Consider the following 18,568-nt stretch of genomic DNA (forward strand, 5'->3'; position numbering starts at 1 on the left):
CACTCCTTTAAGGATCAATAATAAAAAATCGGAAAATAGATAGCTTATGGCCGTCACACCCCCAAGGATAGACGGCAATTGCAAGGACTCAGCTCAATATGGAGACCGTTCCCAAGTATTTCAAGGCGCGTGACAGATTGTCGCTGTCCAGGCTGTCCAACCAGTGCAAATCGCTCCAGCTGCGCAACCAGGTGAACTGGCGTTTCGCCAATTGGCGCGTGGCAATGATGCCGCGCTCCTGCATTTCGGCTGACGTCAGCTTGCCATCCAGATGATCCCAGACTTGGCGGTAGCCTACAGCACGTATCGAAGGCAACCCGGGATGCAGGTCACCTCTTGAACGCAGTGCTACGACCTCGTCGATAAACCCCTGTTCCAACATAATTGTGAATCTTTGTGCAATTCGTTCATGCAGCACCTGGCGATTTGCCGGAGCGATGGCCAGATTTGCCACAGTATAGGGCAATTGTGACTGTCCAGATGCGCCTGCGTCAGCACTTTGCGCAGTTTGTTTCAGCCGATGTTCAGTCATGGTCTGGCCACTTACACGCCAGACTTCCAGGGCTCGGGTGAGCCGCTGGGGGTCGTTGGGGTGAATTCGTGCGGCGGAGACCGGGTCCACGGCCGCCAACTGGTCGTGCAGGGCTTGCCAGCCAAGGCGTGCAGCCTCCTCCTCAAGCTCGGCGCGCACCTGGGCGTCGGCCGGCGGCATGTCCGCCAGGCCTTCCTGTAAAGCCTTGTAATAGAGCATCGTGCCGCCCACCAGCAGCGGAATATTGCCGCGCGCGGTGATCTCGGCCATGGCGGCCAGGGCATCGGTGCGAAAATCCGCCGCCGAATAGCTCTGCGAAGGGTCGATGATGTCGATCAGGCGATGCGGATGCTCGGCCAGAACCTCTTTTGACGGTTTGGCCGTGCCGATGTCCATGTCCCGGTAAACCAGGGCAGAGTCCACACTGATCAGCTCGCACGGCAACACTTTGGTCAGCTCGATGGCCAGGTCGGTCTTGCCGGCGGCCGTGGGGCCCATCAGGAAGATCGCGGGGGGCAAGGCGCTCATCAACGGCCGCGCAAGAAGAGTTTGTCCAGATCGTCCAGGCCCATTTGGGTCCAGGTCGGTCGGCCATGGTTGCATTGGCCGCTGCGCTCGGTGTTTTCCATGTCGCGCAGCAACCCGTTCATTTCCGGCAGGGCCAGGCGGCGGTTGGCGCGGATCGCGCCGTGGCAGGCCATGGTGCCGAGCAATTCGTTGATATGCGCCTGGATGCGGTCACTGGTGCCGTATTCCATCAGGTCGGCCAGCACGTCGGCCACCAGCCGGTTGGCCTCGGCCTGCTTGAGCAACGCGGGAATCTGGCGGATCGCCAGAGTTTCCGGGCCCAAACGTTGCAGCTCGAAGCCGAGCTTCTGGAACACGCTGTGGTGTTCTTCGGCGCAATCGGCCTCGCGCTGGCTCACGGCCAGGGATTCCGGCACCAGCAGCGGTTGGCCGCTGAGGCCTTCGCTGGCCATGGCGATTTTGAGGCGCTCGTACATGATCCGCTCATGGGCGGCGTGCATGTCCACCAGCACCAGGCCGTGGGCGTTTTCCGCGAGGATGTAGATACCCTTGAGTTGCGCCAGCGCGTAGCCCAATGGCGGAATATCACCACCGCCTTCCGGCAAGGCCACGGCAGCGCCTGGCTCGGCACCCGGCAGCGGCGCGAAGAACTCGCGATACGCCGCCTGGGCCTCAGCCACCGGCACCGCCGATTGCGGGCGCGGGGTGTATTGATATTGATAACCCGCCCCCGCCCCGGAACCCGGCGCCGTGTAGGCAGGCTGCGGTTGCGGCGATTGCAGCAGGTTGCCCGCCAGGCTCATCTCGCCCTGGGGGCCGAACTCACCGGCCTCCGGGCCGCTTGGGCGGACCACTGCGGTCACAATCGGCGCCGATAGCTGGTCATCCGGGCGCACATCGCCCAGGGCGCGGTGCAAGGTGCCATAGAGGAAGTCATGCACCATGCGCCCGTCACGGAAGCGCACTTCGTGCTTGGTCGGGTGCACGTTGACGTCGACCACCGATGGGTCGACCTCGAAAAACAGCACAAACGTCGGGTGCCGCCCGTTGAACAGCACATCGCGGTAAGCCTGGCGCACCGCATGGGCCACCAGCTTGTCGCGGACCGCGCGGCCGTTCACGAAAAAGTACTGCAAGTCCGCCTGGCTACGGGAGAACGTCGGCAAGCCGACCCAGCCCCACAGGCGCAGGCCATTACGTTCAATTTCAATCGGCAGCGCCTGCTCCAGGAAACCCGCGCCGCAGATCGCCGACACCCGCCGAGCGCGCGCGGCGTCGTCATGGGCTTCGTGCAGGCTAAGGATGGTCTTGCCGTTATGGCGCAGGTGAAACGCCACATCGAAGCGCGCCAGGGCCAGGCGCTTGATGACTTCTTGCAGGTGATCGAATTCGGTTTTTTCGGCCTTGAGGAATTTGCGTCGCGCCGGGGTGTTGAAGAACAGGTCGCGCACTTCCACCGAAGTGCCCACCGGGTGCGCCGCCGGCTGGACGCGGGGCGCCATGTCGCGGCCTTCGGTTTCCACCTGCCAGGCTTGCTCGGCGCTGCGGGTGCGCGAGGTCAGGGTCAGGCGGGCCACGGAGCTGATCGAGGCCAGGGCCTCACCGCGAAAGCCCAGGCTCATTACCCGTTCCAGGTCTTCAAGGTCGCGGATCTTGCTGGTGGCGTGACGGGCCAGGGCCAGCGGCAGGTCATCCGAGGAGATGCCGCTGCCATCGTCGCGCACGCGCAGCAGCTTGACGCCGCCCTGCTCCACGTCGACATCGATGCGCTTGGCGCCTGAGTCGATGCTGTTTTCCAGCAACTCCTTGATCACCGACGCCGGGCGCTCAACCACCTCGCCCGCGGCAATCTGGTTGGCGAGGCGCGGGCTGAGCAGTTCGATACGCGAACCGCTGTTCAACAAGGATTCGCTCATTACTGCGCCGCCAATTCAGTGCCAGGGATGGTCAGCATCTGACCCACCTTCAATTCATCGGATTTCAGGTTGTTGGCGCTGCGCAACGTGGCCGGTGACACCTGGAAGCGCACGGCCAGCATGGCCAGGGTGTCGCCGGGCTGCACACGATGGTCGCGCGGGCCTTGGGCGATCTTGCCGGAGTCGCGCAGCCAGGCGATGTAGGTGCCCGGCGGCGGATTCTGCTGGAAGAACTGGCGCACACCGGCGCTGATCGAGCGCGCCAGGGCCTGCTGGTGGCTGGCGCTGGCCAGTTTCGAGGCTTCGTTGGAGTTGGAGATAAACCCGGTTTCCACCAGGATCGACGGAATATCCGGCGACTTCAACACCATGAACCCGGCCTGCTCCACCCGTTGCTTGTGCAAGGACGTGACGCGGCCGATATTGCTCAGGACTTTCTGGCCGACGTTCAGGCTGGAGGTCAGCGAAGCGGTCATCGACAGGTCGAGCAGCACGCCGGCGAGCATCTTGTCCTTGTCATCCAGCGACACGTTGCCGGCGCCACCGATCAAGTCGGAACGGTTTTCGCTGTCGGCCAGCCAACGGGCGGTCTCGGACGTAGCGCCGCGATCCGACAGGGCAAACACCGATGCACCGAAGGCTGCAGCCGAAGGCGCGGCATCGGCGTGGATCGACACGAACAGGTCAGCGCCCTTCTTGCGGGCGATTTCGGTACGGCCGCGCAACGGGATGAAATAGTCGCCGGTACGGGTCAGCTCGGCGCGGTAGCCTTTCATGCCGTTGATCTGGCGTTGCAGCTCGCGGGCGATGGCCAGCACCACGTCCTTCTCATGCTGGCCGCGCGAGCCGGAGGCGCCCGGGTCTTCACCGCCGTGGCCGGCGTCGATCACCACGATGATGTCGCGTTTGCCAGCCGGAGCAGGTGGCGGCGGCGGCAGCTTGACCTGTGGTTGCGTCGGGTTGACCGGCACGGCCGGCACCGTGGCCACGCTTGGGGTCGGCGCTGGCGGCGGCGCGGCATCGGCGGCGTTGTCGAACAGGTCGACCACCAGCCGGTTGCCGTATTGGGCATTCGGCGCCAGGGAGAAGCTTTTGGGGGTCACGACTTTTTTCAGGTCGATGACCACGCGCAGGTCGGTCGGCGTGCGCTGGGCAGAGCGCATGGCAGTAATTGGTGTATTGGCGGTGGAAACTTTCAGCGGCGCGGCCAGGGTCGCACCGTTGATGTCGATCACCAGGCGATCCGGCGACGTGAGGGTAAAGACGCTGTGCTGGACCGGGCCAGACAGGTCGAACACCAGTCGCGTGTTATCCGGCGCTCGCCACAGGCGAACACTTTTCACCTGTGAAGCAGCCAGAGCATTGACAGTCATTGCCGCAAGCAACACCCCTACGACACTAACCAACGCGCGAAAGCGCATACCTAACCCCATCAATTATTTGAATTCCAATGCCAAAGCGGCGCACCACGACTGGCCGCGCGCGCTCTGGGGCAACAACTTCAGCTGACGTCCATGCTCATGCGGCGTAATGGTAATGGTCAGGTCCGGCTTTGGCAAAAAGCCTGTGCCTTTATCTGGCCACTCGATCAGACACAGCGCGTCTTCGTCGAAGTAATCACGGATGCCCATGTACTCCAGCTCTTCGGGGTCCACCAGGCGGTAGAGGTCGAAGTGAAACGCGCGAATCGCGCCGATCTCGTAGGGTTCGACCAGTGTGAACGTAGGGCTTTTTACCGCCCCCGTATGGCCCAGGCCGCGAATAATCCCACGGGACAAGGTGGTCTTGCCCGCACCCAAGTCGCCTTCGAGAAAAATCAGCCCCGCCCCGCCCGTCACCCGGGCAATGCGCTGACCAAACGCGACCATGGTGTCTTCATCGGCCAGGAAAAGAATTACTTCAGGCACGGCGACTGCTCCTCCAGCAATTGACGAATGGCGGGTATCAGGTCGCTGGCCGCCAGCCCGCGACCAAAGGTGCCTTGGCGATCCCCGGCGGTGGCGTGCAGCCACACGGCCAGGCAGCTTGCCTCAAAGGCCGGCATGCCCTGGGCCAGCAACGCGCCCACCAGGCCGGCCAGCACGTCCCCCAGACCCGCCGTTGCCATGGCCGGGTGGCCCTGGTCGCAGCGTGAAACACGCCCGTCCGGGCTGGCAATCAAACTGCCAGCACCCTTGAGGATAGCCACTGCATTGAATCTGTGACTCAACGCGCGCGCCGCCTTAAGACGATCGGCCTGAACCTCGGCTGTCGAAATCCCCAGCAAGCGAGCGGCCTCACCCGGATGCGGAGTGATCACACAGTTGGCCGGCAGGCTCACATTGCCTGTGGCCAGCTGGTTCAGGGCGTCTGCGTCCCAGACCTGCGGCTGCTTGGCGTTGGCGGCAACCGATAGCAGGCTCTTACCCCAGGCGGCATCGCCCAGGCCCGGGCCGATCACGATCACCGAGATTTTTTCCAGCAAGCCCATCAATTGGTTAGCCGAACTCACACCGACCGTCATGACTTCCGGCAAACGCGCCAACGCGGCGGGCACGTGCTCGGGCCGGGTCGCCAGGGACACCATGCCCGCGCCACTGCGCAAGGCACTTTCCGCGCTGAGCAGCGCAGCGCCGCCATAGCCGCGGTCGCCGCCGATCACCAGCAGGTGGCCGAACTGGCCTTTTTGGGCATCCGGGGAACGCGCAGCCAGTTGCGGCAAATGGCCGTGCAACAGGGGCTGAACGTCGGTTATTTCGTGTTTTGTCTGCGGCATGCGTCTTCAAGCTCCGATGTCTGGCAGAATTATACGCATCTAACCTGTGGTTTCCCGTGTCTCATGCCCGCTATTACCTCCGATCTGCCCGCCCTCGCCCAATCGATCAAAGACTGGGGCCGCGAGCTGGGCTTTCAACAAGTCGGCATCAGCGGCCTGGACCTGGCCGAGCATGAGCAGCACCTGCAACGCTGGCTCGACGCGGGCTACCACGGCGAGATGGAATACATGGGCGCCCACGGCAGCAAACGCTCGCACCCCGACGAACTGGTGCCGGGCACTTTGCGCGTGGTCTCGCTGCGCATGGATTATCTGCCAGGCGACACCCAAATGGCGCAACTGCTGGCCAAGCCGGAAAAAGCCTACATCTCGCGCTACGCCCTCGGCCGTGACTACCACAAGCTGATTCGCAAGCGCGTGCAGCAACTGGCAGACCGCATCCAGGCGCAGATTGGGCCGTTTGGCTTTCGCGCGTTTGTCGACAGTGCGCCAGTGCTGGAAAAAGCCATCGCGGAAAAAGCCGGCCTCGGCTGGATCGGCAAAAACACCCTGGTCCTTAACCGCAAGGCCGGCAGCTATTTCTTTCTGAGCGAACTGTTTGTCGATTTGCCACTGCCGATCGACCCGCCCCACAGCACCGAGCACTGCGGCCGCTGCACCGCCTGCCTGGATATCTGCCCCACCAATGCCTTCGTCGGCCCCTACGTGCTGGACGCGCGACGCTGCATTTCGTACCTGACCATCGAACTCAAAAGCGCGATCCCGGAAGACCTGCGCCCATTGATCGGCAACCGCGTGTTCGGCTGCGATGACTGTCAGATCGTTTGCCCGTGGAATCGTTTCGCGCGCCCTACCGCCGAAGGCGACTTCAAGCCACGGCATAACCTGGATAACGCCGAGCTGGCCGAGCTGTTTATGTGGGACGAGGATAAATTCCTCAGCAGCACCGAAGGCTCGCCGCTACGCCGCGCCGGGTATGAACGCTGGCTGCGCAACCTGGCCGTGGGCCTGGGCAATGCGCCATCGAGCATTCCGGTGCTGGAAGCCTTGAAAGCGCGCCGGGACTACCCGTCGGAGCTGGTGCGCGAGCATGTGGAATGGGCGCTTAACCAGCACGCCACGCGCTAGTGCACGTCGTCGTTGTAGACGAACTTGGGCATTTCCCAGTGAAAACGGATCGCCAGCAGGCGCAAAAGAAAGCCGCTGAACAGGGTCAGCAGGATCGCTTGCTCGCTGGGCAATTGCAGGTACAGGCAGAGCATGTAGAACCACGCGGCCAGGAACGACACGCTGGCGTACAGCTCGCGGCGGAAGATCAGCGGGATATCGTTGCAGAAGATGTCCCGGAGGATGCCACCGAACACGCCGGTGATCACCCCACTGACCGAAGCCACCAGCATGCCATGGCCCATTTCCAGGGCGGTCATGCAGCCGATCAGGGTGAAGGCCACCAAGCCCAAGGCGTCCAGTGCAAGGAACAGCGAGCGCAGGCGGCGCATCAGCGGTGCGATAAAGATCGTCACCAGTGCAGCGATGGAGGTCAGCACAAGGTATTCCGGGTGCTTGACCCAAGTGAGCGGGTAATGGCCCAACAGCACATCACGCACCGAACCGCCGCCCAGTGCCGTGACACACGCGATCAGCACCACGCCAAACCAGTCCATGCCGCGTCGACCGGCGGACAACGCACCGGTCATGGCTTCGGCGGTGATGGCGATGAGGTAGAGCATCAGCAGCATGAGGGCGATCCTTGCAATGAGGCCGGCAGTCTAATCATTTGCTGATGGCACCAAAAGGGGGCGCCTGGCGATAAAACGCGTCGCCGGCCTTCGGGGGCAAGCCCCCTCCCGCACTGGATCGCGATGGCGCCAGATCCTCACGCCTTGATGAAATGCTTGCGGTAATGCTGCAGCTCGGCGATCGACTCGCGAATATCGTCCAGCGCCAGGTGAGTGCTGCCTTTATGGAAGCTGTCTTTGACTTCCGGCGCCCAACGGGCGGCCAGCTCTTTGAGCGTGGACACGTCGAGGTTACGGTAGTGGAAGTAGCTTTCCAGCCCCTTCATGTGGGTATAGAGGAAGCGACGGTCCTGGCAGATGCTGTTGCCGCAGATCGGCGACTTGCCCTTGGGCACCCACTTTTCCAGGAAGGCGATGGTTTCGGCCTCGGCCTCGGCCATGCTGATGCGGCTGTCGCGCACGCGCTGGGTCAGGCCGGAGTTGCCGTGGGTGCGAGTGTTCCACTCGTCCATGGTGGCGAGCACGGCGTCGCTGTGGTGGATGGCGATCACCGGACCTTCGGCCAAGGTGTTGAGGTTGCTGTCGGTGACAATCGTGGCCATCTCGATGATGACGTCGGTGTCGGGGTTCAGACCGGTCATTTCCAGATCGATCCAAATCAGGTTCTGTGGGTTTTGCATGGCTTGATTCTCTTGGCACCTTGGCGTAGCTGCGCAGTTTAGCAGGCGGGGCCGTGCTAGACTCGCGACCGTTTTACCCAACCTTTGCATTATCGACACGGAACACCAATGGCCAAACGCCAGCTCAATCGTCGCCAAAACTGGCGCATCGAAAAGATTCAAGGCGAACGCGCCGCACGCGCCGCCAAACGTGAATCCTCCGCCGTGGAAGCGCTCGAGGGCGGCGACTTGGGCCCCGAGCAAACGGGCCTGGTGATCGCGCACTTTGGTGTGCAGGTCGAAGTCGAGGCGCTCGAAGGCGAACTCGCAGGCTCGGTGTTCCGCTGCCACTTGCGCGCCAACCTGCCTGCGCTGGTGACCGGCGACCAGGTCGTCTGGCGCGCCGGCAACCAGGGTATCGGCGTCATAGTCGCCCAGTTGCCGCGCACCACCGAACTGCGCCGCCCGGACAGCCGTGGCCAGCTCAAGCCGGTGGCGGCCAACGTCGACATGATCGTGATCGTGTTCGCGCCGCTGCCCGAGCCCCATGCCAACCTGATCGACCGCTACCTGGTCGCAGCCGAGCACGCCGGCATTCGCCCGCTGTTGCTGCTGAACAAATTCGATTTGATCGACGAACAGAACGCCCCGGCGCTCAATGCGCTGCTGGCGGTCTACCGCACCCTGGGTTACCCGGTGCTGGAAGTTTCGGCGCATCACGGCAACGGCATGGAACAGCTGCAACAGCAACTGGACGGGCGCATCAGCGTGTTTGTCGGTCAGTCCGGCGTGGGTAAATCCTCGCTGGTCAACAGCCTGCTGCCGGAAGTCGACACCCGTGTCGGCCCGCTGTCGGAGTTGTCCGGCCAGGGCACCCACACCACCACCACCGCGCGGCTGTTCCACTTCCCGGGCGGCGGTGAGTTGATCGACTCACCGGGCATCCGTGAATTCGGCTTGGGCCACGTCAGCCGCAGCGATGTGGAAGCGGGCTTTATCGAATTCAACGACCTGATCGGCACCTGCCGCTTCCGCGACTGCAAACACGACCGCGAACCGGGCTGTGCGTTGCTCAAGGCGCTGGAAGACGGCCGTGTTCAGCAGCAGCGGATGAACAGCTATCGCTCGATTATTGCGAGCTTGCCCGAGAGCAGTTATTGAGAGGCCATTTCTTGATACACATAAATGGCCGCGCAAAGCGCCCTAGTCCATTGATTTAAAGGGCGCTGGCATCAAGACTTCGACTCAACTGGTGGCTTATCCACGCAAGCCAGCTTGAATTCGAAATTCCTGATGCCCATAATCGCTCCGTCACCAGCGCAAGCTGGCAGGAGTCTGGATCCTTTTCGGGGTTGATCCAGCGGCGCAGAAGGGGCGAAGCAAGCTCCACTGCGCGTCGAATGAAGCCGCCTTCGGGCGGCTTTGCTTTTTGTGGGGAATTAACATTTGCCTCTCTACTATCACCCCAAACAAGGCGATGTGCTGCTCTGCGACTTCACCCGAGGCTTCGTGGCTCCGGAAATGCTGAAGATTCGCAAGGTCGTAGTCATATCCCCTACCGGCACCCACAATCGCAAGCTCTGTACCGTGGTGCCGATCTCCTCTACCGCACCAGAGATCCGGCATGACTGGCATCACTTGCTGCGCACCAACCCACTTCAATCCGACGGCTATAAAGAGCTGTGGGTGAAGTGCGACATGATTTACACCGTCAGTTTCGAACGCCTCGACAAACTCCACAGAAAGACTCGCGCCAAAGGTCGAGAATATTTCGTGCCGCGCCTGTGCACCGATGACATGCGCGGCGTTATCAGTGGCGTCAAAGCCTACCTGCCGCTGTGACCAGAAATGAAAAACGCCCCGTTCTTCGGGGCGTTTTCATTGGTAACGAATACCTGCGGTCAACTACGACCCCGCCTTAGGCGCCGTAGGATCTTTAACCCCACCATCATCAAACAGGTTCAGCTTCTGCCGCAGCTCATGGGCCGGCAACGGCTCCTGGCCTGGCGGCAGGGCGTTCGGGTCGGCCGGTACTTCGCCTGGCGCGCCGGCGCCCGGGGTTGGCGCGACGGGTGGCTGGTCGCCTTCAATCGCGCGCTGGGCCTTTTTGGTCAGCACCACGATGTCGATGCGGCGGTTGATCGGGTTGAACGGATCCTTGTGATCAAACAGCTGCGAGGAGGCAAAACCCACCACGCGCGCCACTTGCGGGTCCGGGTAGCTGCCGGCGACCAGTGCGCGGCGAGCCGCGTTGGCACGGTTGGCCGACAGCTCCCAGTTGCCGAAATCACCCTGGCCCGCGTATGGCTTGGCGTCGGTATGGCCGCTGATGCTGATCTTGTTCGGCACCGCCTTGATGGTGTCGGCCATGGCCAGCAGGATGTCTTCGAAGTACGGCTTCAGGCGCGCGCTGCCGGAGTCGAACATCGGCCGGTTGGCCGCGTCGGTGATCTGGATGCGCAAGCCGTCCGGGGTGATCTCGAAGGAAATCTGATCCTTGAACTTCAGCAACTGCGGGTTTTCTTCGACCTTGGTCTGCAACTCTTGCAGCAACAGTTCCAGGCGTTCCTGCTCGACCTGCTCGGCCATGGCCTCGACGGTGTCACGTTCGATCGGGATTTTTTCCTGGGGCGCTTCGGTCTTGATTTCCGGGTTGATGGTGCGCTCAGGCGCCAGCTGCGGCGAGCCGCCCAGGTCGATCACGAAGGGCGTGCCGCTTTCCGAGAAACCGATCGGGTCTTTGAAGTAGCCGGCGATGGCGATCTTCTGTTCGGGCGTTGCGGTGGACATCAGCCACAGCACCAGGAAGAACGCCATCATCGCCGTCGCAAAGTCGGCGAAGGCGATTTTCCAGGCGCCGCCATGGTGCCCCGCAGCGAAGCGCTTGACGCGCTTGATGATTATCGGCTGGTTGTTTTCCATGGCTTAGCGACCGCGAACCGCTTGTTCCAGCTCGGCGAAGCTTGGGCGGTGCTTCGGATACAGAACCTTGCGGCCGAACTCCACCGCCAGCGATGGCGGCATGCCGGAAGCGGACGCCACCAGGCTGGCCTTGATCGATTCGTACAAGTTGATTTCTTCCTTGGCGTCGTGTGCCAGGGAGGTCGCCAGCGGACCGAAGAAGCCGTAGGCCGCGAGAATACCGAAGAAGGTACCGACCAGCGCCGCACCTACGTGCATGCCGATGGCGGCCTGATCACCCTCGCCCAACGAGGCCATGGTCACCACGATACCGAGTACCGCCGCGACGATACCGAAACCGGGCATGCCGTCGGCGATGCCGGTCACGGCGTGCGATGGGTGCTCCAGCTCTTCTTTAAGGCTGAACAGCTCCATGTCGAACAGGCCTTCCAGCTCATGGGGGGCCATGTTGCCGGAGGACATGATGCGCAGGTAATCACAGATGTAGGCGGTCATGCGCTCATCTTTGAGCACGGCCGGGTATTTGGCGAAAATCGGGCTGGCGGCGGCGTCTTCGATGTCGGCCTCGATGGCCATCATGCCTTCGCGGCGGCTCTTGTTGAGGATCTCGTAGACCAGGCCCAACACCTCAAGATAGAAAGTGTGGGTGAAGCGCGAACCGAACATGGCCAGGGATTTTTTGATCACGTGCATGGTCATGTAGCCGGGGTTCGCCTGCAGGAAGGCACCCAGCGCCGCACCACCGATAATCAACACCTCGAAAGGCTGGATCAGTGCCGCAATTTTACCGTGGGACAGGACGTACCCGCCGAGCACGCTCGCGAAGACGACGATGATGCCGATAATTTTAGCCATAGGAGATGAGTACTTGCGCCGTCGGGTTCATGGACATATTTGGTGTAACTGAAAAACTCTTGTTCTACTTATCGGCAAAACTGCGCCAGACTATAGCCCGTTAAGGCGAAAAGCCAGTTCGGCCCGCTCCGGGCGTGTTGACCGCAAGTGATGATCGCGCCCCAATCATGGCTAATGAAACGACAGTCCCAACTGCAAAACCCAACTCTCTCGCCGCTTGGATCAAGCGCCTGGACGATGTGCTCCTGCCTGTTCCCCAGGCCAGCCACGACCGCGTGTGCAAAGGCATCCGCGATAGCCGCAGTTCGTTGCGAGATATTGCCGAACTGATGCAGAGCAGCCCGGCGCTGGTGCTCAGCGTGATGCGTGAGGCAAATAGCCACACCCAAGGCAGCCTGGCGGAACCGGCGGAAAACCTCGAAGTGGCGCTCAACCGCCTTGGCCTCAAGCGCGCCGAAGAACTGCTGGCGCGCCTGCCTTCGGTGCCCGAGCACGAGATACCCGTGGCCTTGCGCCAACTGCTGCTGGTGAGCCAGCACGCCTCACAGCAAGCCAACGGTTTGTTCGGCAGCCGCCTGGCGCGGCTGTGGCAAGACATCCACTGGGGCAGCCTGTTGTTTCTCTCGCCGCTGTGGCCGATGGCGGTGGCCTACCCCAAGCTGTTGGAAGAATGGGAGCTGCGGGTTATCCACAAAGGCGAGCGAGCCCGCAAGGTTGAACAGGAACTGTTCGGCGTACGCCTGCTGGACCTGTGCCTGGGCCTGACCGAAACCTGGCACCTGCCGATCTGGGTGTCTCAGGGCTATACCTTGCTGCGCAACGAGCAGCGCTTGCTGGTCAAGGCGCTGCATATCGCCCGCGAAGACGATCCGCTGCGCCATCAGCAATTGCTCGATGCCGAACCCAACCTGCGCCGCTGGCTGAACCAGCCTGCCAACACCGTACTGCTGGCCAACGGCCTGGCGATGTCGGCCCAGGAATCCTGGACCTGCCCGCACACCCAGCGCTGGCAATACCTCACTGCGCTGTACCTGCAACAGCCCTTGGGCGAGGTGCAGCAATTGGTTCACCAGCAGGCCGCGACCAGCGCCCGCAGCACCTTGATGCCCGACCTCTGGCACCCGGCGCTGTCGCTGATCTGGCCGTGGCATGTGCAAAAAATCCACCGTGGCCTGCTGCCGGCGCCACCGCCCACCGCCGAGGCCCTGGCCGTTTGGCGCAAGCGCTGCACCGAATTGCTGGTGGAGCCGAGCCGCTTTGCCAACGCCATGCACTTGACCACCTGCGCCCGCGAGGCCCTGGTGGCCAGCGGTATGCAACGGGTCATGCTGCTGATGACCGATCGCGCCCAGAGCACCTTGCGTGTGCATCAGGTCGACGGCCTGCCCAAGGACGCCGACAACCTGAGCCTGGACGTGGTCAACAGTACCTTGCTGCAGCGCCTGATGGAAAAATCTGCCCAGGTGCGGCTCACCCCGGACAACCACGCCCAGTTCTCGGCCCTGCTGCCGCCGATCCTGCGCCGGATGTTTACCGGCGAGCACCTGCTGCTGCGCTCCTTGAGCTGCAACGGCAAGGTGGTGATGCTGATGGTGGCCGACCAGGGCGGCGGGCCGTTCTCGGAAACCACCGTGCAGGCCTTTGGCAAAACCGCCCAGTGCATCGAGAAAGCCCTGCATAGCTTTACCAACCGCAGCGCCTGATGCTTGCGCTACAATCGCCGTCCTTTATCGCCAACATTTGTGCCCAGGAGACCTCACATGCCTGACTTCTCTGGCTTGCCGCTGGTGATCGAATCCAGCGACCTTATCGGTCAACTGGATGCCGAACACCTGATTCTGGTGGACCTCACCAGTGCCGCCCGCTACGCCGAAGGGCACATCCCCGGCGCGCATTTCGTTGACCCCAAACGCACCCAACTGGGCCAGCCGCCGGCACCCGGCCTGCTGCCCCACAAGGCCGACCTGGAAAAACTCTTCGGCGAACTCGGCCACACGCCGGACGCCACCTACGTGGTCTACGACGACGAAGGCGGCGGCTGGGCCGGGCGCTTCATCTGGATGCTCGACGTGATCGGCCACCAGAAATACCACTACCTCGACGGCGGCCTGCTGGCGTGGCTGGAGGAACAACACCCGGTCTCCACCGAGGTACCTTCCCCGGTCGGCGGCCCGGTCAGCCTCACGCTGCACGACGGCCCCACCGCCACCCGCGAATACCTGCAAAGCCGCCTCGGCGCGGCCGACCTGGGCATCTGGGACGCGCGCGGCCCGCTGGAGTACTCCGGCGAAAAAGTGCTGGCGGCCAAAGGCGGGCACATTCCCGGCGCAGTGAACTTCGAATGGACCGCCGGAATGGACAAGGCGCGCAACCTGCGCATCCGCCGCGACATGCCGCAGATCCTCGAAGACCTCGGGCTGACCAAAGATAAAGAAATCATCACCCACTGCCAGACTCACCACCGCTCTGGCTTCACCTACCTGGTGGCCAAGGCGCTCGGTTATCCGCGAGTCAAAGGTTATGCCGGTTCCTGGGGCGAATGGGGCAACCACCCAGACACCCCCGTAGAGATTTAAGGTTTAAGGACAGTAAATGAAAAAGCAGTTGTTTATCCTCAGCCAGTACCTGCTGCCACACCACCTGCTGTCGCGGTTGGCCGGCTGCATTGCCGAGTGCCGCGTGCGCTGGTTCAAGAACGCCTTCACCACCTGGTTCGCCAAGCGCTATCAAGTGGACATGTCCCAGGCCCTGGTCGAAGACGTCACCGCCTACGAGCATTTCAACGCTTTCTTCACCCGCGCGTTGAAAGACGGCGCCCGCCCGCTGGATCAAACCCCTGGCGCGGTGCTGAGCCCCGCCGACGGCGCGATCAGCCAACTTGGCCCGATCGAGCATGGCCGCGTGTTCCAGGCCAAGGGCCACAGCTTCAGCGTGCTGGAATTGCTGGGCGGCGACGCGGCCGTGGCGGCGCCCTTCATGGGCGGCGATTTCGCCACTGTGTACCTGTCGCCGAAGGACTACCACCGCGTGCACATGCCACTGGCCGGCACCCTGCGCGAGATGGTCTACATTCCCGGGCGCATCTTCTCGGTGAACCAGACCACCGCCGAGAACGTGCCGGAACTGTTTGCACGCAACGAACGCGTTGCCTGCATTTTCGACACCGAACGCGGCCCGATGGCCGTGGTGTTGGTGGGCGCGATGATCGTCGCGTCGATTGAGACCGTATGGGCCGGGCTGGTGACGCCGCCGAAACGCGAACTGAAAACATTCCGCTACGACGAAGCCGCCCGCGCGCCGATCCACCTGGAAAAGGGTGCGGAGCTGGGTCGCTTCAAGCTGGGTTCGACTGCGATTGTGCTGTTCGGGCCGGATCAGGTTAAGTGGGTTGAAGAACTGGTGGCGGGTTCGGCGGTGCAGATGGGTCAGGGTATGGGCTTGCCGAAGGCCTGATCTAAAGCCGATTGCAGTTCAAATGTGGGAAGGGGCTTGCCCCCTCCCACATTTTTGTCCGCGCTTTGTCAGTTACAGCTGACCATCACGGTCACGCAAGCCAAGTAGATACAACACCCCATCCAACCCCAGCGTCGAAATCGCCTGCTTGGCCGACTGTTTCACCAACGGCTTGGCCCGAAACGCCACGCCCAACCCGGCAATTGCCAGCATCGGCAAGTCATTCGCCCCGTCGCCGACCGCAATGGTCTGCTCCAGACGCAAGCCTTCCTTGTGGGCCAACTCCTTCAGCAAGTCCGCTTTGCGCTGGGCGTCGACAATCGGCTCCACCGCCACGCCGGTCACTTTGCCATCCACCACTTCCAGCTCGTTGGCGAACACGTAGTCGATGCCCAGCTTGGCCTGCAATTGCTTGGCGAAGTAGGTGAAGCCGCCGGACAGGATCGCAGTCTTGTAGCCCAGGCGCTTGAGTTCGGCGAACAGGGTTTCGGCGCCCTCGGTCAGGCGCAGAGAGGCGCCGATGGAGTCCAGCACGCTCACGTCCAGGCCTTTGAGCAGGGCCAGGCGCTCCTTGAAGCTGGCGCGGAAGTCCAGCTCACCGGCCATTGCGCGCTCGGTAATCTCGGACACCTGCTCGCCCACGCCGGCAGCCTTGGCCAACTCGTCGATGACTTCGGCTTCGATCAGCGTGGAGTCCATGTCGAACACGGCCAGGCGGCGGTTGCGGCGAAACAGCGAGTCTTCCTGGAAGGCGATATCCACATTCAGTTCCTGGGCCACGCTGAGGAACTCGGCGCGCAGGGCCTGCGGGTCGGCCGGCTCACCGCGCACGGAGAACTCGATGCAGCCCTTGCCCTTGTCGGCCGGCGTGTCCAAGGGCATACGCCCCGACAGACGGTCGATATGGTCGATATTCAAGCCGTACTGCGCGGTGATTGAGCTCACGCGCTGCAGTTGCTCGGCAGTAACCTTGCGGGTCAGCAGGGTGACGATATGGCGCTTCTTGCCCTGGCCGGCCACCCAATGCTGGTAGTCCTCTTCGGACACCGGGGTGAAACGCACCTGCTGATCCAGCTTGTAAGCCGTGAACAGGATGTCCTTGAGCACCGACGAGGCCTGCTCGGTGCTGGGGATTTCCACCAGGATGCCGAACGACAGGGTGTCGTGGATCACCGCCTGGCCGATGTCGAGAATGTTCACACCACCCTGGGCCAGAACACCGGTAATGGCTGCGGTAAGACCCGGGCGATCTTCACCGGTGATGTTAATCAGGACAATTTCGCGCAAGGCGCACCCCCAGGCTGGAAAAAAACCGCATTCTACCCACTTTCAGTGACCATCGGGCACAGCCAGCGCTTTGCCGGTCCTAGGGCTGTCGCTATACTGCGCGTCAACTTCACGGACCAAGAGCCGAGCGCAAGTGAACCGGCCCACGCCAGTAAAAACCGATAACTTCTTCCTGCTGATCTTCCGGGCACTGCGCCACCGCCGTGTACCGATCGCATTGCGCATCGCCAGCCATAACGTGATCCTGGTCGCCCTGGCCCTGGTGATCTATGCCTGCGTGATGGGCTTGCAGTTCAAGCAGGCCATGCACGAACAAGCCGATGCGCTGGGTGAGAGCCTCACCACCCAGACCGCCACGTCAGCGACCGAGTTGTTGGTGTCCAACGACATCCTCAGCCTCAACGTGCTGCTCAACAACCTGACCAAGAACCCGCTGGTGGCCCACGCCGCCATCTACAGCGTGGACAACCGGATCATGGCCGAAGCCGGGCAGCGCCCGAAAAACGGCCTGCTGGGCGAAGCGGAAGGCTTGTACCAGAGCAATATTACGTTTCAGGATGTGAAGGCCGGCCAACTGCGCATCAGCCTCGACATGCAGCAGTTCCAGCAGCCGATGACCATCAGCCTGCAGAGCATGGGCATCCTCAGCGCGATCCTGCTGGCCCTGGCCCTGGCCTTGAGCCTGCGCCTGGGGCGGCATATCTCCACGCCGCTGATGCAACTGCGCATCTGGCTGCGGGACATCGACGAACACACCCCGGCCACCGACCGCCAGGATGAGATCGGCGACCTCGCGCGCCAACTGCACGCCAGCTTCGCCCCGGAGCCTGCGCCCCGCGCAGTGGAGCCCGAGCCTGACTACGACGACACCGACTACGGCGACGAGCCTGAGTTTGAAGTGCGCAACCTGCGCGACCCGGGCTTTGACGAGAGTGCCCCGGTGGCCGGCCTTAAACCCGCGACTCGCCAGGCGTTCAAGGCCGAAGAAGACGAACTGGACGACGAAGATCCCTTCGCAGACCTGCGCGACACCTCGGCCAACAGCCCGGCCGTCGCGCCCAAGCCAACACCCGAGCGCAATGCCGAACCCCAGCACAGCGCCGTATTAGCTGTGCAACTGGGCGCCCAGGACCAATTGCGTCGCCTGCCCCGCGCCCGCCTGACCGAGCTGCTGGAACGCTATCGCGACTGCCTCGACCAGGCTGCCTCGCTGTACCAAAGCGAGCTGCACACCCTGAACGATGGCAGCACGCTGATGCTGTTCCACAGTGAAGACAGCGGCGAAGACTACCTGACCAACGCCATCTGCTGCGGCGAGCTGCTACGCGCCCTGGGCCATGCCCTGCAGATCGAAGTGGCGGACAGCGGCATCACCCTGCAACTGCAGCTTGGCTTGACGGTGGGCGATGATCTGTTTGGCATGAGCCAGATCGATCTGCTGCTTACCGAAATCGCCCAGGATGCACTGGCCTTGTCGCAACACAGTCGCAACCTGCTGCTGGTGGAACGCAAGATCAGTGAAGACGCGCTGATTCGCCAGCGCGCGCGTATCCGCCCGATTGCCAGCCCCGAGGGCGCCAGTTGCGTGGAGCGGTTGATGGAGCCGTACCCGTCGATGCTGGAGCGCCAGCTTGCGCGGATGCATGAGACCCGTAAGCCATAAAGAACACTGCTGAACCAATGTGGGAGGGGGCTTGCCCCCGATAGCGGTGGCTCAGTTAGTAATGTGCTAACTGATATTCAGCCATCGGGGGCAAGTCCCCTCCCACATTTGGGTCTCCACAAGCCTCAAGTAAATCGCACACAAACAAAAAGGCCCGCTGAATCAGCGGGCCTTTTTTTGTGGGGTGTCCCGTCCTGAATAAGGTTTACACCTTCTGACCGATCTTCAGGAGGATTCAATGGATACGGGAAAAAGGCGG

At 62.5% G+C, this 18,568-nt stretch carries 17 protein-coding genes; 7 read left to right on the forward strand and 10 right to left on the reverse strand.

Annotated elements, in window-relative coordinates; genetic code table 11:
• Positions 1-88 precede the first annotated feature (88 nt).
• Genes miaA through AC0IYH_RS19915 form a run of 5 tightly spaced genes read right to left on the reverse strand, consistent with a single transcriptional unit; the run spans position 89 to position 5,731 of the window.
• Entirely contained in the window at positions 89-1,060 is a 972-nt protein-coding gene (gene miaA / locus AC0IYH_RS19895) for a tRNA (adenosine(37)-N6)-dimethylallyltransferase MiaA (RefSeq protein ID WP_471835858.1), read from the reverse strand.
• Positions 1,060-2,976 (reverse strand): DNA mismatch repair endonuclease MutL, encoded by a 1,917-nt coding sequence (gene mutL, locus AC0IYH_RS19900; protein ID WP_122774799.1) that lies wholly within the window; start codon positions 2,974-2,976, stop codon positions 1,060-1,062. The genes miaA and mutL overlap by 1 nt, the downstream gene beginning before the upstream one ends.
• On the reverse strand, positions 2,976-4,409 hold the full coding sequence (locus AC0IYH_RS19905; RefSeq protein WP_206222728.1) for an N-acetylmuramoyl-L-alanine amidase: 1,434 nt from the start codon (positions 4,407-4,409) through the stop codon (positions 2,976-2,978). Before AC0IYH_RS19905 ends, mutL begins: the two co-directional genes overlap by 1 nt.
• Before the next feature lie 3 nt (positions 4,410-4,412).
• Positions 4,413-4,883, reverse strand: coding sequence for a tRNA (adenosine(37)-N6)-threonylcarbamoyltransferase complex ATPase subunit type 1 TsaE (gene tsaE / locus AC0IYH_RS19910; protein ID WP_116627344.1), 471 nt, complete (start codon positions 4,881-4,883; stop codon positions 4,413-4,415).
• Entirely contained in the window at positions 4,871-5,731 is an 861-nt protein-coding gene (locus AC0IYH_RS19915; RefSeq protein WP_471835861.1) for an NAD(P)H-hydrate dehydratase, read from the reverse strand. The genes tsaE and AC0IYH_RS19915 overlap by 13 nt, the downstream gene beginning before the upstream one ends.
• A gap of 63 nt (positions 5,732-5,794) precedes the next feature.
• On the opposite strand from AC0IYH_RS19915, the gene queG reads away from it, so the two are divergent.
• Positions 5,795-6,859 (forward strand): tRNA epoxyqueuosine(34) reductase QueG, encoded by a 1,065-nt coding sequence (gene queG, locus AC0IYH_RS19920; RefSeq protein ID WP_116627346.1) that lies wholly within the window; start codon positions 5,795-5,797, stop codon positions 6,857-6,859.
• Here the strand turns inward: queG and AC0IYH_RS19925 are convergent.
• Together AC0IYH_RS19925 and orn are read right to left on the reverse strand one after the other, a co-directional pair.
• A complete protein-coding gene (locus AC0IYH_RS19925; RefSeq protein ID WP_017138469.1) occupies positions 6,856-7,470 on the reverse strand; it encodes a trimeric intracellular cation channel family protein in 615 nt (204 codons plus the stop codon). The two genes, queG and AC0IYH_RS19925, sit on opposite strands and share 4 nt — an antisense overlap.
• 137 nt (positions 7,471-7,607) lie before the next feature.
• A complete protein-coding gene (orn, locus tag AC0IYH_RS19930) occupies positions 7,608-8,150 on the reverse strand; it encodes an oligoribonuclease (protein ID WP_003171343.1) in 543 nt (180 codons plus the stop codon).
• A gap of 108 nt (positions 8,151-8,258) precedes the next feature.
• Between orn and rsgA the strand changes: the two genes are divergently transcribed.
• Complete coding sequence (rsgA, locus tag AC0IYH_RS19935; protein WP_101265894.1) at positions 8,259-9,290, forward strand: small ribosomal subunit biogenesis GTPase RsgA; 1,032 nt, start codon at positions 8,259-8,261, stop codon at positions 9,288-9,290.
• Between the two features lie 285 nt (positions 9,291-9,575).
• Positions 9,576-9,971: a type II toxin-antitoxin system PemK/MazF family toxin gene (locus AC0IYH_RS19940; protein ID WP_116627347.1), complete on the forward strand. Its 396-nt coding sequence runs from the start codon at positions 9,576-9,578 to the stop codon at positions 9,969-9,971.
• Between the two features lie 63 nt (positions 9,972-10,034).
• Here the strand turns inward: AC0IYH_RS19940 and motB are convergent, their stop codons facing one another.
• Both motB and motA read right to left on the reverse strand, forming a co-directional pair.
• Positions 10,035-11,051: a flagellar motor protein MotB gene (gene motB, locus AC0IYH_RS19945; RefSeq protein WP_116627348.1), complete on the reverse strand. Its 1,017-nt coding sequence runs from the start codon at positions 11,049-11,051 to the stop codon at positions 10,035-10,037.
• Positions 11,052-11,054: 3 nt separating this feature from the next.
• Positions 11,055-11,906: a flagellar motor stator protein MotA gene (motA, locus tag AC0IYH_RS19950; protein ID WP_116627349.1), complete on the reverse strand. Its 852-nt coding sequence runs from the start codon at positions 11,904-11,906 to the stop codon at positions 11,055-11,057.
• 167 nt (positions 11,907-12,073) lie between these two features.
• Between motA and AC0IYH_RS19955 the strand changes: the two genes are divergently transcribed.
• The 3 genes from AC0IYH_RS19955 to asd are packed head-to-tail and all read left to right on the forward strand — an operon-like array spanning position 12,074 to position 15,359.
• Positions 12,074-13,609, forward strand: a complete 1,536-nt coding sequence (locus AC0IYH_RS19955) for an HDOD domain-containing protein (RefSeq protein WP_122774801.1) — start codon at positions 12,074-12,076, stop codon at positions 13,607-13,609.
• 57 nt (positions 13,610-13,666) lie between these two features.
• Positions 13,667-14,482, forward strand: coding sequence for a rhodanese-like domain-containing protein (locus AC0IYH_RS19960; protein WP_471835865.1), 816 nt, complete (start codon positions 13,667-13,669; stop codon positions 14,480-14,482).
• Between the two features lie 16 nt (positions 14,483-14,498).
• Complete coding sequence (gene asd / locus AC0IYH_RS19965; RefSeq protein ID WP_116627352.1) at positions 14,499-15,359, forward strand: archaetidylserine decarboxylase; 861 nt, start codon at positions 14,499-14,501, stop codon at positions 15,357-15,359.
• 72 nt (positions 15,360-15,431) lie between these two features.
• On the opposite strand, the gene serB is transcribed toward asd, so the two are convergent.
• Positions 15,432-16,646, reverse strand: coding sequence for a phosphoserine phosphatase SerB (gene serB, locus AC0IYH_RS19970; protein WP_122774803.1), 1,215 nt, complete (start codon positions 16,644-16,646; stop codon positions 15,432-15,434).
• A 133-nt stretch (positions 16,647-16,779) separates the two neighbouring features.
• On the opposite strand from serB, the gene AC0IYH_RS19975 reads away from it, so the two are divergent.
• The gene (locus AC0IYH_RS19975; RefSeq protein WP_122774804.1) at positions 16,780-18,309 is read left to right on the forward strand and encodes an AhpA/YtjB family protein; all 1,530 of its coding nucleotides are present in this window, start codon (positions 16,780-16,782) and stop codon (positions 18,307-18,309) included.
• Positions 18,310-18,568: the final 259 nt, after the last annotated feature.

This window comes from Pseudomonas sp. AC463, from assembly GCF_979253585.1.

Coding starts and splice junctions, on each gene's coding strand:
- AC0IYH_RS19960 (WP_471835865.1), top strand. CDS start 13,667: ATGCCTGACTTCTCTGGCTTGCCGCTGGTGATCGAATCCAGCGACCTT.
- motA (WP_116627349.1), bottom strand. CDS start 11,906: ATGGCTAAAATTATCGGCATCATCGTCGTCTTCGCGAGCGTGCTCGGC.
- mutL (WP_122774799.1), bottom strand. CDS start 2,976: ATGAGCGAATCCTTGTTGAACAGCGGTTCGCGTATCGAACTGCTCAGC.
- asd (WP_116627352.1), top strand. CDS start 14,499: ATGAAAAAGCAGTTGTTTATCCTCAGCCAGTACCTGCTGCCACACCAC.
- rsgA (WP_101265894.1), top strand. CDS start 8,259: ATGGCCAAACGCCAGCTCAATCGTCGCCAAAACTGGCGCATCGAAAAG.
- orn (WP_003171343.1), bottom strand. CDS start 8,150: ATGCAAAACCCACAGAACCTGATTTGGATCGATCTGGAAATGACCGGT.
- AC0IYH_RS19925 (WP_017138469.1), bottom strand. CDS start 7,470: ATGCTGCTGATGCTCTACCTCATCGCCATCACCGCCGAAGCCATGACC.
- AC0IYH_RS19905 (WP_206222728.1), bottom strand. CDS start 4,409: ATGGGGTTAGGTATGCGCTTTCGCGCGTTGGTTAGTGTCGTAGGGGTG.
- motB (WP_116627348.1), bottom strand. CDS start 11,051: ATGGAAAACAACCAGCCGATAATCATCAAGCGCGTCAAGCGCTTCGCT.
- AC0IYH_RS19915 (WP_471835861.1), bottom strand. CDS start 5,731: ATGCCGCAGACAAAACACGAAATAACCGACGTTCAGCCCCTGTTGCAC.
- miaA (WP_471835858.1), bottom strand. CDS start 1,060: ATGAGCGCCTTGCCCCCCGCGATCTTCCTGATGGGCCCCACGGCCGCC.
- AC0IYH_RS19955 (WP_122774801.1), top strand. CDS start 12,074: ATGGCTAATGAAACGACAGTCCCAACTGCAAAACCCAACTCTCTCGCC.
- queG (WP_116627346.1), top strand. CDS start 5,795: ATGCCCGCTATTACCTCCGATCTGCCCGCCCTCGCCCAATCGATCAAA.